The following is a 14,619-nucleotide window of genomic DNA, read 5'->3' as shown; positions in this document are numbered from 1 at the left end:
TGTTGAACGCCGTCACCCAGCACGCCACCGTGCCGAAGGCGATCGCCTCGTAGCAGGCGAGGTTGATGACGCCCGTGACGAGAGCGGCCATGCCGGTGGCCAGAAGCACCACACTGGTCGTCGTCAGCAGGCGGAAGCGGCCGGACATGCCGCGCAACCCGGATGCCGAGGCGACGAGGGCGAGGAAGGACAGCGCCAGGCCCGTGGCCGCGAGGTCGTGCATCACGGCGTCCACCGGGATCGGCACCAGACCCACCACGATCATGTGGGCGCCCGCCGAGGCGAGTGACCACCGGATGCCGCGGGAGGTGCGCCGCCCGATCGATGACGGCAGGTCGGCGGCCAGCAGCATCCCGTAGCAGGCGAGCAGGAAGCCCGCCAGCATCACGGTCGCGTTGAACGTGCGCGCCGAGAAATCCGAGAAGGTGCCGAGCTGCGAGAAGTGCAGCTGCCACCACAGGGGGTCGGACGTCGTGCTGACCGAGAGGAGCACGCCGACGGCGAGCACCGACATCGCCACTTCGAACGAGCGGTGCGACAGCGGCCGGTCACTCCAGCGGGCTGCGGGCGCGGACTGCCGCGCGGGCGCCGGGACGGCCGTCATCGCCGCCGGTGCCGCACCGGGTGCCGTCCTCAGAGTCGTCGAAGTCATCCTGCCCACCGTGGGGGCCTGACCTCACCCGCTCCGGGCTCGGCACAAGCCGTCGCCGAAGCGGGTGGCGCCGCTGGCCCGCTATTCCCCCTAGCATGACGGCACTCGCTTTTGACGAATGCTATCGTCGTCCGCCCCAGGTCTGCGTCTGTAGTCTCTCAGCAAACCGCCGGTACAATGCAATGTCGGCTCAGGACATCGCGCGTCGTCTGGTATGCGCGGTTGTGAATCTGTGAGTCCCGGGGCCGATGGTGGGGGCGAATCCGCCCCGACGACCATCACCGTGAACGGCCTCGGATCCGCTTCGCCCGCACTCGTGAGGGCCGCGTGCGCCCGGCGCTGTTCTCGTGCGAGAGAGCAGAGAGATTCATGAGCCCCAAGAACAAGAAGCCCGCCGGCGGCCGCGCCGCGAAGAACTTCGAGCCCCGCTACGGCGCGAAGACGTCGTTCCAGGACCGCAAGCGCCGTCCCGGCGAATCCTCGTCGGGCAAGCCGGGCAGCCGGAGCGCTGGTCACCGCGGTCACCGCCCCGAGGCCGCGGAATCTGCACAGCCGAAGCGCCGGTGGACCGCCCAGGAGCGCGCCGGGCGCGACGAGGCCCGCGGCATCCGCACCCACGCGCGCGACGGTGCTGCGCGCCGTCCGTCCGAGAACCGTCCCCGTCGCTCGTTCGATGACCGTCCTCGTCGGGAGGACGCGCCCCGTCGTTCCTTCGATGACCGTCCTCGTCGTTCGTTCGATGACCGCCCTCGTCGGTCGTTCGATGACCGCCCCCGTCGTTCCTTCGATGACCGTCCCCGTCGCGACGAGCGGGCTCCGGTCCGCGAGGGCGCCCACGAGGATCGTGTCGACGTCGTCCACGAGCGTCTGCAGGCGCAGGCGGTGCAGGCGCAGGACGTCGCGACCTCGTTCGGCGAACTCGGGCTCGGTCAGAACATCGTTCGCGTCCTCGCCGAACTCGGCGCCACGGCGCCGTTTCCGATCCAGGCCGCGACCGTCGGTCCGATCCTCCATGGCAAGGACGTCCTGGCCCGCGGTCGCACGGGCTCGGGCAAGACCATCGCGTTCGGCGCCCCGCTGGTCGAGGCGATCCTGCGGTCGCAGGCGGGGACGCGCCGAGCGTTCGGCCGCTCGCCTCGCGCACTCATCCTCGCTCCGACCCGCGAGCTCGCGCTCCAGATCGACCGCACGATCCAGCCGATCGCGCGCAGCGTCGGCCTCTTCACCACGCAGGTCTACGGCGGCGTTCCCCAGGGCCGCCAGGTCGGCGCGCTGAAGAAGGGCGTCGACATCGTCATCGGCACCCCCGGGCGCATCGAGGACCTCGCCGAACAGGGCAAGCTCGACCTGTCCGAGATCAGTGTCGCCGTCCTCGACGAGGCCGACCACATGTGCGAGCTCGGCTTCCTCGAGCCGGTGCAGCGCATCCTGCGGCTGACCGCGCCGGGCAGCCAGAAGCTGCTGTTCTCGGCGACGCTGGACCGCGAGGTGGCAGCGCTCGTCGACGAGTTCCTCGTGGACCCCGAGGTCTACGAGGTCGCCGGCGAGGACCAGCAGACGGGCACGATCGAGCACCGCGTGCTCGTCCTCGACCACCGCGACAAGGCCGAGATCCTGCGCTCCCTGGTGGACCGCGAGGGCAAGACGCTGGTGTTCTCGCGTACGCGCGCCTTCGCCGAGATGCTCGCCGAGCAGTTCGACGATGCCGGCATCCGGGCCCTCGCTCTGCACGGCGACCTGAACCAGGCCAAGCGGACCCGCAATCTCGAGAAGCTCACCTCGGGACGCGTCAACGTGCTCGTCGCGACGGACGTCGCCGCGCGCGGCATCCACGTGGACGACATCGATCTGGTGATCCAGGCGGACGCGCCCGACGAGTACAAGACGTACCTGCACCGCTCGGGGCGCACCGGTCGTGCCGGTCGTGCCGGCACCGTCGTGACCCTGATCACGCGTCAGCGTCGCCGCCGGATGAGCGAGCTGCTGGAGCGTGCCGAGATCGACGCGCCCTTCGACGAGGTTCGTCCCGGCGACGACCTGCTCGAAGAGCTCAGCGGCCGGCAGATCGACCCGACGATCGGCTAACCCGCCGGAGCCGGCGTCGGCTCGATCGCATACACCTGCACGGCGCCGCCGTCGAGAACGAACTGCAGCGCGGTGCCGTCTCTGAAGCGCGTGCGCAACGGCTCCGGCGAGTCCCCGCCCACCAGCACAACCGTGGTGGCGGGAAACTCGCCGACGCTGCACATCATCGTCGGATACAGCGGCGCGCCGCCCACCAGGTACAGGCACATCGCGTCGCTGCCGGGGCCTCGGATGCCGCGCTGCATCGACACGACCGTCATCCCCTCGAAGGTCTCGAACACCGCCGCGTCGCCCACGTCGGCGCCCCTGAACTGCGCCGGCCATTCCGCATCCGGGACTGCGGCGAGGGTCGCCACCCGCGGCGGGCCGTCATCCGTCAGCGAGAGCGTCGCCGCCGAGGCGACGACCGCGGTCAGCACGACGGCGGCGGCCACCAGCAGAGCGACACGCACGCGGGTGCGCCGGGGGCGGGCGGCGGATGCCGGTTCGACCGGCTCGGGGATGGGCGACGGGGGCGGGCCTGTTCGGGCGGGGGTGCGAGCTCGCGTTCGGTCTCGGCGAGGGGCGCGCGGGTGCGGGCTTCGAGTTCGGCGAGGCGCCGCAACGCGTCCGGATCCGACGAGATGTCGGCGCCGGGACCGTACGCGCGCGCCCGCAGCGCGCGAAGCTCGTCGGAAGCGTCCTCGCCCACGTTCACATCGTGACACCGCCGCCCCCGCCGCGGAAGGCGCGCGGTGCGAGGACCCGGTGGTCGGCGCGCTTCGTCTCGCTTCGCTCGCTCAGCGTCCGGAACCCCGCGCTCGCTGAGCGAGGAGCGCAGCGACGAGACGAAGCGCGGGTGGTGCGGGGCGCTTCGTCTCGCTTCGCTCGCTCAGCGTCCGGAACCCCGCGGTCGCTGAGCGAGGAGCGCAGCGACGAGACGAAGCGCCGCGTTCAGCGACCGCCGCGCACCAGCCGCTCCAGCTCGTGCGCGGCGCGTGCCGCGCCCCCGGCGCGCCGCAGGTCGTCGCGAACGACGACCGCGGCATCCCTCACCGATTCGTCGTCCCGGACGCGCCGGTAGGCGTCCTTCACGGCGCGCGCCGCCGGCCGTCCCGTGCGCAGGCGTCCGCACAGGACCCGGTCGCTGAGCGAGGAGCGCAGCGACGAGACGAAGCGCACGGTGGTGCGGCGTGGGAGGACCCGGTCGCTGAGCGAGGAGCGAAGCGACGAGACGAAGCGCGGGCGGTGCGCGTCGACTCAGGGAGTGTCGGAGAGGACGCGCACGCGGTCCCCTTCGAGGATGAACTGCAGCGAGACGCCGAGCTCGAACCGGTCACGCAGTTCCCGCGGCGAGGAGGTGGTGACCGTCAGGGCGCCGGTGGCGGGGAACGAGCCGGCCGCGCAGCCGCCCGTCGAGATGCTGCCCCTCGCGGGGTTCGAATCCACAACGTAAAGGCACATCGCTTCCGCCGCGCCGGGGCTCCACCCGGGCATCGCGACGACCATCAGCCCGGCGAGATCCTCGAACACGGCGGCGCCGTTGGCCTTGGTGCCGAAGATGTTCGTGGGCCACTCCGCATCCTCCGCCTCCTGGAGCACGGCGACTTCGCGGTGGCCGTCCGAGGTGAGCGCCAGTGTCACCGCCGACGCGACGAGCCCGGCGAAGACCAGCGAGACCACCCACAGCAGGGCGAGGCGGCGCGGTGTGAGGAGGCGGTACCACCGCCGGCGCGGGGTGGCGATGACGGGACCGGCGGGGTCGACGTCGACGTCGTCGGGCGCGAGGTCGGGAGCGGCATCCGCGAGCGACGTGGTGCCGTCGTCCGCGGCGCTCTCGACACGGGCAGGCGGGGGAGTCGCGGGAGTCGGCGCAGCCGCGGGCGCAGGCGCATCGAGGGCGGCGCGACGCGCCTCATCCTCGAGTTCGCGAAGTCGCTCCAGCGCGTCGGCGTCGTCGAGGATGTCGGCATCCGGACCATACGCGCGGGCGCGAAGCATCCGCAGCTCATCGACCGCGCCGTCACCCACGGGTTCATCCTGTCATCAGAACAGCGCGTTCACCGTCTGCCGCCCGAGCGTTGTCGTCACGACCGGCCCGGGCGTCGCGGCGCGTGCCGGACCGCGGACGGGTTCGTCCTCTTCCCGGCCATCGAGCCGGTGGACGCGCAGCAGCGGCCGTACCCGTTTGGCGAGCCACGACCGATAGCCCTTCGGGGCGGTCGCCGCAGCTCCCGGATACAGTCCCCGGTACGCCGACACCAGGTCCGGGCGGTGCTGCTCGAGCCACGTGAAGAACCACTGCTTCGCGCCGGGGCGAAGATGCAGCGCGCCGTAGATCACGCGCACCGCACCGGCATCCCTGATGCTCGAGAGGGCGTGATCGAGGGCGGCGATCGAGTCGGTCAGGTGGGGCAAGACGGGCATCAGGAACACCGTCACCCGGAAGCCGGCCTCGGTCGCCGCGCGCACCGTCTCGAGGCGCGCGGCGGCGGACGGCGTTCCGGGCTCGACGAGCCTCTGCAGCTCGTCGTCGAAGACGGCGATCGACATCGCCAGCGACAGGGGTACGGATGCCGACGCCTCGCGCAGCAGGGGAAGATCCCGCCGCAGCAGCGTTCCCTTGGTGAGCACCGAGAAGGGCGTGCCGGACTCGGTGAGCGCGCCGATGATCCCCGGCATCAGCCGGTAGCGGCCTTCGGCTCGCTGATAGGGGTCGGTGTTTGTGCCGAGGGCGACCGACTCCCGCTGCCAGCTGCCGCGCGCGAGCTCCTTGCGCAGCACGTCCTCGACGTTGATCTTCACGATGACCTGGGTGTCGAAGTCCCGCCCGGCGTCGAGTTCGAGGTACTCGTGCGTGCCCCGAGCGAAGCAGTTGTGGCTGATGACGCCGTTCGCGATGAAGTCACCCGTGCCCGTCGTGATGTCGACCATCTCGATCTCGTACCCGAGGTCCTCGACGCTGGTCACGCCGAGATCACCGTAGGTCTTCACGGCTGCGCCGGCGAGCTCGAGCTTCCGCGTGATCGCGGGTTCGATGAGACGGAACAGACGCTGGCGTGCTCCGAGCCCACCGGTGACGCGAATGCTCACCACCCCGTTCGGACTCGCGGGTTCGCGCACGTGTCCGACATCGAATCGCGACAGTCCTTCTTGGATGTGATCGAGGAGGTCAGCGTCCTTGTTCGATATCCGGAGGATGCCGCGAGAGTGCGATCCCTCTGCGTCGAAGATCCCCGACAGGAACCCTGCGAACCATTGGTCCGAGGGATTCTCCGGACTCGCGATCAGCTCCTCGATGCGGGCGACGTCGGCGTGCCGTGCTGTCTGGATGGCGGTCATCGCGCGGCGGGTCGCCATGGCGGTCATGAAGGACCGGACCTGGGTGGCCACTCCTTCGTCCCGGAGGAGGACGCGCGTGCGTTCGAGCGCCTCGACGTCTGCCAGCGCCAGCCGGAATCGGTGGATGCTTCGAACGCGGTCGGCGTCGACGTAGGTGCGGTGGAAGATCATCCCGTCGCCGCGGATCATGCCGGCCAGATACCCGCGGCGGAAGTCCACGCCGGTTGCGTCGACCGACTTCGCCGGTCCGCCCATGCCGAACCCCTGAAGTCGGTTGTTCGTCGTCAGATAGGGTCGCTGCTCCCGGCCCTGCATGGCCCCGGTCACGTGCTTCCATCCGCGTTCGGTGAGGAACCGATGGTCGCCACTGGCCACGATTTCGGTTCCGTCCGCGAGCGTCACACGGTATGCGCGCTTGCGCGTCGTCCAGCGCGCTCGGACCTGGGTCCTCACATATCGGCGGTAGGCGCCTCGGAGGTCCGTGCCGATGATCTCGTCGCCGACCGCGAGCTCGCCGATCGGCCGGGATCGACCGTCCGCCAGGAGCACGAGCGTCTCGGGTGCCAGGCAGTAGCTGCAGGCATGAGTGCATCCTCGATACGGATTGATCGTCCAGTTGAACGGCATCGCCGACGAGGACGGCACGTGATTCAGTGCGGACTTGCACAGCACCTCGTGGAACGTCACGTCGGCGAACTCGGGGGTCGTCACCGACCGCACCAGTGAGTTGAGGCTCTCGAGGCCGGGCAGGGCCGCGGCATCCGCCTGACCCAGCTGCTGTCCCCGCCACCGCATGCCGATCAGTCGAACATAAGCACGAACATCTGTCAAGGAGTAGCGCGCACACCTTCGCACGAGACCCCCTCCCTTCCCCGTCGCCGAGCGGAGGGTCGTTGGTCCTGCACCGACATCGTGGAACTGCGTACCATGGTCAGTGACATCTGATGCCACAACGGAGGGGCGCCATGGAACGCGACATCTACGACGAGGACCACGAGGCGTTCCGGGACGTCGTCCGGGAATTCTGCAAGCGCTACGTCACGAACGCCAAGCGAGAGCAGTGGGATGCCGACGGCGAGATCGACCGCGCGACCATGCGGGCAGCCGGTGATGCGGGCATCATCGGGCTCTCGGTCCCCGAGGAGTTCGGCGGCGCCGGCATGCTGCAGGACTACCGGTTCCGCACCGTGGTGATGGAAGAGGTCATCGCCGCCGGCGCCGGATCCCTGGCCGGGGCATTCGGCATCCAGGACGACCTCGCCATCCCCTACCTCGTCCACATGGGCACCCAGGAGCAGAAGCAGAAGTGGCTGCCGGGCATGGCCACCGGCGAGATCCTCGGCGCCCTGGCGATGACCGAGCCTGGCGCGGGCAGCGACCTGCGGGGCATCAAGACGACGGCCAAGAAGGTCGACGGCGGCTACCTCGTCAACGGCGCGAAGACGTTCATCTCGTCGGGCAAGACCGCCGACGTGGTCGTCACCTTCGTCAAGACGGGCGAGGGCACGCGTCCCGACGCCTTCAGCCTGCTGCTGATCGAGAGCGGCTCCGAGGGGTTCGACCACGGCAAGAAGCTGCACAAGATGGGCTTCCAGGGGCACGACACCGCCGAGCTGTCGTTCAGCGACGTGTTCGTCCCCGAAGAGAACCTCATCAGCGGCCGAGAGGGCATGGGCTTCGTGCAGCTCATGATGAACCTGCCCCTCGAGCGCCTGTCGATCGGCGTCGCCGGGGCGGCCGCCGCGCAGGCGGCGCTGGACTGGACCCTCGTCTACACGAAGGACCGCGAGGCGTTCGGCGAGCGCATCATCGACTTCCAGAACAGCCGCTTCAAGCTCGCCGACGTCGCGGTGACCGTCGACGCGCTGTGGGCGTACCTCGACCGCGCGCTGCTGGCCTACAAGGACGGCAAGCTCACGGCCGAAGAGGCCGCGAAGGTGAAGTTCTGGGCGACCGAGCGCGAGTGGGAGGTGCTCGACACCTGCGTGCAGCTCTTCGGCGGCTACGGCTACATCACCGAGTACCCGATCGCACGGGCGTTCCTCGACGCCCGCGTCCACCGCATCTACGGCGGCACGAACGAGATCATGCGCGAGATCGTCGGGCGGCAGCTGGCCGGCAAGAAGTAGCTCACACCGCGAACACCCAGAAGAGGGCGACGGATGCCGCGACGAAGGTCGCGGTGAACACCGTGTCGCGGGTCCGCCACGGGACCACGTGGCGCTCGGTCCGGTCGGGGTAGGCGCCGAACGCGCGCGCGTCCATCGCGAGGGCGACCCGCTCGGCGTGGCGGATGGCGCCCGCCAGCAGCGGGACGGCGTACCCCGACCACCGGGCGACGGCGGCGAAGGGGCCCCGCCCGCGGCGCGCGCCCCGCACCCGGTGGGCGTGGCGGATCACCTCGAGCTCGTGCCCGAACCGCGGCACGAAGCGGAAAGCCGCCAGTGCGGTGTATCCGATGCGGTACGGCACCCGCAGCTGCTGGACGCCCGCCCGCACGAGGTCGGGTCCGGTCGTCGACAGGCCCACGATCAGGGCGAGCGCGATGATCGCGGCGATGCGGAGCCCCGTGGCGAACCCGACCTCGAGGGCGCCTGCGTACAGCACCCAGGATCCGATGCGCCAGAGCTCCGCCGTATGGTCGACCGCCCCGGCATCCACCCACAGCGAGAACCCGACGCCGACCGCGGCGACCGTCAGCGGGATGCCGGCGAGCAGCACCGCGACGAGTCTCGGCGTGAAGCTGACGCCGACGAGCAGCAGCGCCGCGGCCAGTCCCAGGAAGGCCGCCGGTGTCGCGAGATCCCGCGTGACGGCCACGAGCGTCATGGCGGGGACCGGCGCGAGCAGCTTGGCCAGCGGATTCAGGCCGTAGAGGAAGCGCAGGGGCGAGGCGGCCACCCGCTCGGCGTACGGGTCCACGCGCGCGCGGGCGGCCTGAGTCGACAGCACCGGCCCGGTCATGCGCCCCCTCCGGCGACGGGCAGGTCGGTCAGTCGCACCGCGTCGGCGATCACGGGGTGGGCGGTGACTCCGCGCAGCGCCCGCCGGAGCGGCGGCGGCCGGAGCCCCGCGCGGTCGAGCAGCGCGTCGTCCGCGAGCACCTCACGCACCCCGCCGTCGCCGTCGATCCGACCGTCGGTCAGCACGATCACGCGGTCGGCATGATCGGCGACGAGCTGCATGTCGTGGGTGACGAGGACGATCGTCGTCCCCGAGTCGTTCAGCTCATGAAGCAGCGCCAGCAGCTCCTCGGCCCGCTCGCGATCCTGGCCGAAGGTCGGTTCGTCCAGCAGCAGGATCTCGGCCCCGGTGACGAGCGCCGTCGCGACCGACAGGCGCCGCTTCTGCCCGCCCGAGAGGGTGAACGGATGCCGGTGTGCGGCCCCGTCGAGCCCGAACCGCTCGAGCAGCTCGGTCGTGCGTCGCCGCACCTGCGCGTCGGGTACGTGGCGCAGGCGCAGCCCGTGGGCGAGCTCGTCGAAGACCGTGTGGGCGATGAACTGGTGCTCCGGGTTCTGGAAGACGAAGCCGACGGTGTCGGCGAGGGCGCGCTCCGGCAGGCGCGAGACGTCCCGCCCCGCGATCCGCACGCTGCCGCGCGGCGGGCGGCGGACCCCGCCGACGGCCTGCAGCAGCGTCGTCTTGCCCGCGCCGTTGGCCCCCACCACCGCCGCGATCTCGCCGCGGGTGACCGTGAAGCCGACGTCGTCGAGCACGTTCCGCCCGCCGCGGCGGACGGTGAGCCCCGCCACGTCGATGAGCCGCTCGCCCGGCACCCGGGGCGTCGGCGGATGCGGGCGGACGAGGCCCGCGGGGGGCGGCTCGTCCTGCAGCGCCGCGCGGAGCTCGTCGCCGCGCAGCGGCAGGGGGTCGAGGCGGAAGCCGGCGCGTCGCAGCCGCAGCGCGGCGAGCGTCGTCACCGGCAGCCACACGCCGAGCTCGAGCAGGCGCTCGGCCTCGCCGCGAACGATCTCGTCGACGGTCCCGTCGAGCACCGCGGCGCCGGTGGCGTCGAGCACGACGACCCGGTCGACGAGCTCGACCGCCTCGTCGAGATCGTGTTCGACCAGCAGGATGCCGCGATCCCCGGCTGCCACGACGGCCCGCAGCGCGCGGTAGACGTCCTCGACGCCGCGGGGGTCGAGGTTCGCGGTGGGCTCATCCAGCACCAGCAGCGGCGATCCCATCGCAAGGGCGCACGCGATCGCGAGCCGCTGGCGGCCGCCGCCGGACAGCCGGTCGGGGTTCTCGCGCCGCCGCGACCACAGGCCCACCTCGGTCAGCGCCGCCTCGGCGCGCCCGAGCACCTCGGCCACCGGCATCCGCAGATTCTCGGGGCCGAAGGCCACCTCGTCGAGCAGGGTGCCGGTCACCAGCTGCGCGTCGGGATCCTGGAAGACCATGCCGACGCGGGTGCTGAGCTCGGCGACCGTCGCCGTCGCGGCGTCCGCGCCGCCGACGGTGAGGGTCCCTGCGACGTCCGCAAGGACCGACCGGGGGATCAGGCCGTTCGTCGCGAGCGTGAAGGTCGACTTGCCCGAGCCGCTCGGCCCGAGAAGCAGCACCACCTCGCCGGGAGCCACCGACAGCGACACCGCACGGGGCGAGGCGGCGGGGGCGCCGTCGTGCGTGATCGACACGTCGCGCGCGACGAGCAGCGCGGGATCATCGGTCACGGTACCCCACGCTACGGGGGTCAGCGGCGACGGCGGGGGACCCCCGCCCGCCGCAGCGCCGCGCCGACGCCCAGACCGACGGCCGTCCACAGGACCGGGCCGGCGAGGAACAGCGCCACGTAGACCACCTGCCCCCACACGGCGAACTTGCCGACGTCCGCGGCGATCCAGATCGCCACGGCGATGACGACGCCGACGATCACCGCCGAGACGAAGAAACGCCACGGCTCCCACCGGCGATACCGGACGAGCGCCGCGACCCCCTCCTGCAGCGCCCCGATGAGGAGTGCGGTACCGACGTACCGGCCGATCCAGAGGGGGACGACCGCGCTCGCGACGAGCGCGGCGACGAGGTGGGTGATGAGCGCGACCCATGGCGTGCGGAGCAGTTCCTGCGCGATGACACCGGGCATGACATGGATGCCGAGGACCAGCCCGTAGACGACCGGGACGGTGGCCGACACGGGCAGGCTGATCGCGCCGGCGGCCGCCTGCAGAATCCCCGTCGCAACCCCGATCGCCGCGCAGGTGAGCAGAATGCTCGTGCTCAATCGCGATGCGTGCGCCACACGCCCAATGCTAGCGAGTGCTCTCATGCGATTCTCACAAATCGTCGGTTCACTGAACGGAACCTGTGAGTTACGTTTGCATTCGTTGCGCGCCGACGATGTCGCGCAATATCTCTCTGAACACCACCCTTGGGGGGCCACAAATGGGTCGATCCTCCGTGAGGGCAGCTGCGGTCGTCACACTCGCCGCACTGTTCACCGGAACAGCCACTGCAAGCTTCGGCGCCACTGCGGAGGAGGTGAACAGACCCATTCCGATCGACGCGCCCGACGGGCGATACATCGTTCTGCTGAAGGACGCGCCACTGGCGACCTACGAGGGCGGGATGCCGGGCATCGCACCGACGAAACCGGCGGAGGGCACGCAGTTGGACGCCGCCGCGCCCAACTCACAGAAGTACATCGCGCATCTCAAGAAAGAGCAGCGCAAAGTGGCAGAGAGCGTCGGCGTCGACGCGGCTGCCGGCTACCAGGTCACGCTGAATGGCTTCACCGCTGATCTGACCGGTGAGCAGGCGGCAGCCCTTCGCGGAAACAAGGACGTCCTCGGCGTCTGGGCAGACGAAGTCCGTCATCCTCACGCAGTGCCGTCCACGGAGTTCCTCGGACTGGGCGCGGGGGATAAGGGCAAGGGCGGCGTCTGGCAGACCGTCGGCGGTGTCCAGGGTGCCGGCAAGGGCGTCGTCGTCGGCGTCGTCGACACGGGCATCGCTGCCGACAACCCTTCGTTCGCAGGCGAGCCGCTGAAGTCCCAGAAGAAGCTGCGTGACCTCAACGCAAAGGCAACCGAGCCGTACCTGCTCGGCAACGAAGTCATCATGCACAAGGCCGACGGCAACCTCTTCCGCTCCGAGCGCGTGACGGGTGAAGGCTGGAGCGAGGACGACTACTCGACGAAGCTCATCGGTGCACACTATTTCTCCGAGGGAGCGAAGGCGGCCGGTTTCGACTTCGGCGCCGACTACCTCTCGCCGCTCGACGGCGACGGTCACGGATCGCACACCGCGGGTACGGCCGCGGGCAACTTCGGTGTCCAGGCTAACGTGGAGGGCATCGACTTCGGCATGATCTCCGGCGTCGCACCGGCCGCGAAGGTCGCGTCGTACAAGGCCTGCTGGGTCGGCCCGAACGTCTTGAGCTCGGCGGATGACATCTGCGCGCTCAGCGACCTGTTGGGGGCGATCGACCAGGCTGTCGAGGACGGCGTCGACGTCATCAACTACTCCATCGGCGGCGGCGCTGCCACCACGGTCCTCGGTCCCGACGACATCTCGTTCTTCAACGCCGCTGCGGCCGGCGTCTTCGTTTCAACGAGCGCGGGCAACTCCGGACCGGGCGCTTCGACGGCCGACCACGCCTCGCCGTGGTACATGACGGTCGCCGCCTCGACGATCCCCACCTACGAGGGAACCGTCGAGCTGCCCAACGGCTTCCAGGCCGCGGGAGCGTCGGTGTCGGTGCCGTTCGGCGAGTCGATCACCGATGACGTGGTGTACGCGGGTGACGTCGCGCTGGCCGGCGCCGATCAGACCGAGGCCGAGATGTGCTTCCTAGGCACGCTCGACGCGGAGAAGGTCGACGGCAAGATCGTCGTTTGCGATCGCGGCGTGATCGCGCGTGTCGAGAAGTCGCAGGAGGTCGCTGAAAAGGGTGGCGTGGGCATGATCCTCGTGAACGTCGACCCGGGCTCGCTCGACAACGACTTCCATTCGGTTCCCACCGTGCACATCGCACACACCTACCGTGCGGAGCTGCTGGAGTACGTCCGGAACACCGAGGGTGCCACGGCCACTCTGGTCGGCGAGAACACCACCGGCATCGAGACCCCGACCCCGCAGGTGGCGGGCTTCTCGAGCCGCGGCCCGATGCTCGCCGACGGCAGCGACGTCATCAAGCCCGATGTCACCGCGCCGGGTGTGGCGATCCTCGCCGCCGAGCACAACGCGCCCGGAACGGCGTCGACCTTCGGCTTCAAGTCGGGCACGTCGATGTCCTCCCCGCACGTGGCGGGCCTGGGTGCGCTGTACCTCGGTGAGAAGCCGAAGGCCACTCCCTCCGAGGTGAAGTCGGCACTCATGACGACCGCGTACAACTCGGTCAACGCCGACGGCTCGGACAACACTGATCCGTTCGCGCAGGGCGCCGGTCACGTCGACCCGACGAAGTACTTCGACCCGGGTCTGCTCTACCTCAACGGCCCGCGGGACTGGGCATCGTACCTGCAGGGCCTGGGTCTGTACGACTTCGGCCTCCCGGCGACGATCGACGCAAGCGACCTCAACCTCGCCTCCATGGGGGTCGGCGCGCTCTCGGGCCCGCAGACGATCACGCGCTCGGTCACGTCGACGCAGAAGGGCACCTTCACCGCCACGGTGGACCTGCCCGGAGTCGACGCGACGGTGGAGCCCAGCACGCTGAGCTTCGGCAAGGCGGGCGAGACCAAGTCGTTCACGGTCACCTTCTCCAAGGGTGACGCCGACGTCGAGAAGTGGGCGACGGGGTTCCTCACCTGGACCTCGGGCGCGACCGAGGTGCGCTCACCGATCGCGATCTTCCCGGTCACGGCCGACGCCCCCGCGTCGGTCTCGGGCAGCGGTGCGGACGGCTCGGTCGACATCGAGATCACGCCGGGGCTCACCGGCGAGATGCCGCTGAACCTCGCGGGCCTGGCCGGCAAGGACCTGCTGGTCGAGGGCGACGAGACCACCGGCGCTGGCGAGGACGGCTACAGCTATTACGTCGTCGACGTCGAGGAGGGCGCCGAGCTCGCGCAGTTCGCGATCGACTCGTCGGACGACACCGGGTCCGACATGGATCTGTTCGTCTACCGCGTAGTCGGCCCTGAGGACTGGCGGTACTACGAGACGTGGTCGTCGGCGTCCGGCTCAGCCGACGAGTCGGTGACGCTCACCGCGCCGACGGCGGGCACCTACCTGGTCGAGGCGCACGTGTACTCGTACAGCGCGCCGTTCACGTGGGACCTCACCTCGGCGGTCGTGACCCCGGGCGGTCTCGGCGACCTGACGGCCACGCCCAACCCGCTGCCGGTCGAGGAGGGCGTTCGCAACTCGTTCGAGCTGTCGTGGTCGGGCCTGGAGTCCGGCGACTACCTGGGCGTCGTCCGCTACGGCGACTCGCAGGTGCGCACCGTGGTCTCGGTCGACGTGCCGTAGGCGCCACAACGCGACGGGGGCGTCCGGGCTTCGGCCCGGGCGCCCCTTCCGTTCGCCCCCGGCGGTGATCCTCCGCTCACCGTCGGGCAGCGGAGGCAATGTCGGGCACGGGAGGGCCGAATTCCGGCATCCGGCACTGC

Annotated in this window: 11 protein-coding genes and 1 pseudogene; 4 read left to right on the top strand and 8 right to left on the bottom strand. The window is 70.5% G+C overall.

The features are described from left to right. Window positions 1–1,021: 1,021 nt before the first annotated feature. On the top strand, window positions 1,022–2,737 hold the full coding sequence (locus ACYVF4_RS06690; RefSeq protein WP_460721031.1) for a DEAD/DEAH box helicase: 1,716 nt from the start codon (window positions 1,022–1,024) through the stop codon (window positions 2,735–2,737). Here ACYVF4_RS06690 and ACYVF4_RS06685 read toward each other — a convergent pair. The 5 genes from ACYVF4_RS06685 to ACYVF4_RS06665 all read right to left on the bottom strand — a co-directional run bounded on the left by ACYVF4_RS06685 (window position 2,734) and on the right by ACYVF4_RS06665 (window position 6,853). Continuing rightward, window positions 2,734–3,189, bottom strand: coding sequence for a hypothetical protein (locus tag ACYVF4_RS06685; protein WP_460721029.1), 456 nt, complete (start codon window positions 3,187–3,189; stop codon window positions 2,734–2,736). The two genes, ACYVF4_RS06690 and ACYVF4_RS06685, sit on opposite strands and share 4 nt — an antisense overlap. Further along, window positions 3,150–3,428, bottom strand: a complete 279-nt coding sequence (locus ACYVF4_RS06680; RefSeq protein ID WP_460721027.1) for a hypothetical protein — start codon at window positions 3,426–3,428, stop codon at window positions 3,150–3,152. Before ACYVF4_RS06680 ends, ACYVF4_RS06685 begins: the two co-directional genes overlap by 40 nt. Window positions 3,429–3,670: 242 nt before the next feature. Beyond that, window positions 3,671–3,898, bottom strand: a complete 228-nt coding sequence (locus ACYVF4_RS06675) for a hypothetical protein (protein WP_460721025.1) — start codon at window positions 3,896–3,898, stop codon at window positions 3,671–3,673. A gap of 78 nt (window positions 3,899–3,976) precedes the next feature. Continuing rightward, the gene (locus ACYVF4_RS06670; RefSeq protein ID WP_460721023.1) at window positions 3,977–4,747 is read right to left on the bottom strand and encodes a hypothetical protein; all 771 of its coding nucleotides are present in this window, start codon (window positions 4,745–4,747) and stop codon (window positions 3,977–3,979) included. A 15-nt stretch (window positions 4,748–4,762) separates the two neighbouring features. Further along, the gene (locus ACYVF4_RS06665; RefSeq protein ID WP_460721021.1) at window positions 4,763–6,853 is read right to left on the bottom strand and encodes an intein-containing Rv2578c family radical SAM protein; all 2,091 of its coding nucleotides are present in this window, start codon (window positions 6,851–6,853) and stop codon (window positions 4,763–4,765) included. A 170-nt stretch (window positions 6,854–7,023) separates the two neighbouring features. Here ACYVF4_RS06665 and ACYVF4_RS06660 point away from each other — a divergent pair, with 170 nt between their 5' ends. Then, window positions 7,024–8,187 (top strand): acyl-CoA dehydrogenase family protein, encoded by a 1,164-nt coding sequence (locus ACYVF4_RS06660; protein WP_460721019.1) that lies wholly within the window; start codon window positions 7,024–7,026, stop codon window positions 8,185–8,187. Window position 8,188: 1 nt separating this feature from the next. On the opposite strand, the gene ACYVF4_RS06655 is transcribed toward ACYVF4_RS06660, so the two are convergent. Genes ACYVF4_RS06655 through ACYVF4_RS06645 form a run of 3 tightly spaced genes read right to left on the bottom strand, consistent with a single transcriptional unit; the run spans window position 8,189 to window position 11,288 of the window. Then, window positions 8,189–9,022 carry an energy-coupling factor transporter transmembrane component T family protein gene (locus ACYVF4_RS06655; RefSeq protein WP_460721017.1) on the bottom strand — a complete coding sequence of 278 codons (834 nt, stop codon included), beginning with the start codon at window positions 9,020–9,022 and terminating at the stop codon, window positions 8,189–8,191. Beyond that, window positions 9,019–10,737, bottom strand: a complete 1,719-nt coding sequence (locus tag ACYVF4_RS06650; RefSeq protein ID WP_460721015.1) for an ABC transporter ATP-binding protein — start codon at window positions 10,735–10,737, stop codon at window positions 9,019–9,021. The genes ACYVF4_RS06655 and ACYVF4_RS06650 overlap by 4 nt, the downstream gene beginning before the upstream one ends. 20 nt (window positions 10,738–10,757) lie before the next feature. Next, the gene (locus tag ACYVF4_RS06645; RefSeq protein WP_460721014.1) at window positions 10,758–11,288 is read right to left on the bottom strand and encodes an ECF transporter S component; all 531 of its coding nucleotides are present in this window, start codon (window positions 11,286–11,288) and stop codon (window positions 10,758–10,760) included. A gap of 116 nt (window positions 11,289–11,404) precedes the next feature. On the opposite strand from ACYVF4_RS06645, the pseudogene ACYVF4_RS06640 reads away from it, so the two are divergent. Further along, a pseudogene (locus tag ACYVF4_RS06640) lies at window positions 11,405–11,827 on the top strand (S8 family serine peptidase); the annotation flags it as partial. A 63-nt stretch (window positions 11,828–11,890) separates the two neighbouring features. Continuing rightward, window positions 11,891–14,479: a S8 family serine peptidase gene (locus ACYVF4_RS06635; protein WP_460723066.1), complete on the top strand. Its 2,589-nt coding sequence runs from the start codon at window positions 11,891–11,893 to the stop codon at window positions 14,477–14,479. The last annotated feature ends 140 nt before the right edge of the window (window positions 14,480–14,619 follow it).

The organism is Microbacterium aureliae (assembly GCF_054780155.1).
Note: the sequence above shows the minus strand (reverse complement) of the source record. Positions and strands in the feature narration are given on the sequence as shown.

What these genes read in the sequence shown, in the direction of transcription:
- ACYVF4_RS06690 (WP_460721031.1), top strand. Translation starts at nt 1,022, where the DNA reads ATGAGCCCCAAGAACAAGAAGCCCGCCGGCGGCCGCGCCGCGAAGAAC.
- ACYVF4_RS06665 (WP_460721021.1), bottom strand. Translation starts at nt 6,853, where the DNA reads ATGCGGTGGCGGGGACAGCAGCTGGGTCAGGCGGATGCCGCGGCCCTG.
- ACYVF4_RS06660 (WP_460721019.1), top strand. Translation starts at nt 7,024, where the DNA reads ATGGAACGCGACATCTACGACGAGGACCACGAGGCGTTCCGGGACGTC.
- ACYVF4_RS06655 (WP_460721017.1), bottom strand. Translation starts at nt 9,022, where the DNA reads ATGACCGGGCCGGTGCTGTCGACTCAGGCCGCCCGCGCGCGCGTGGAC.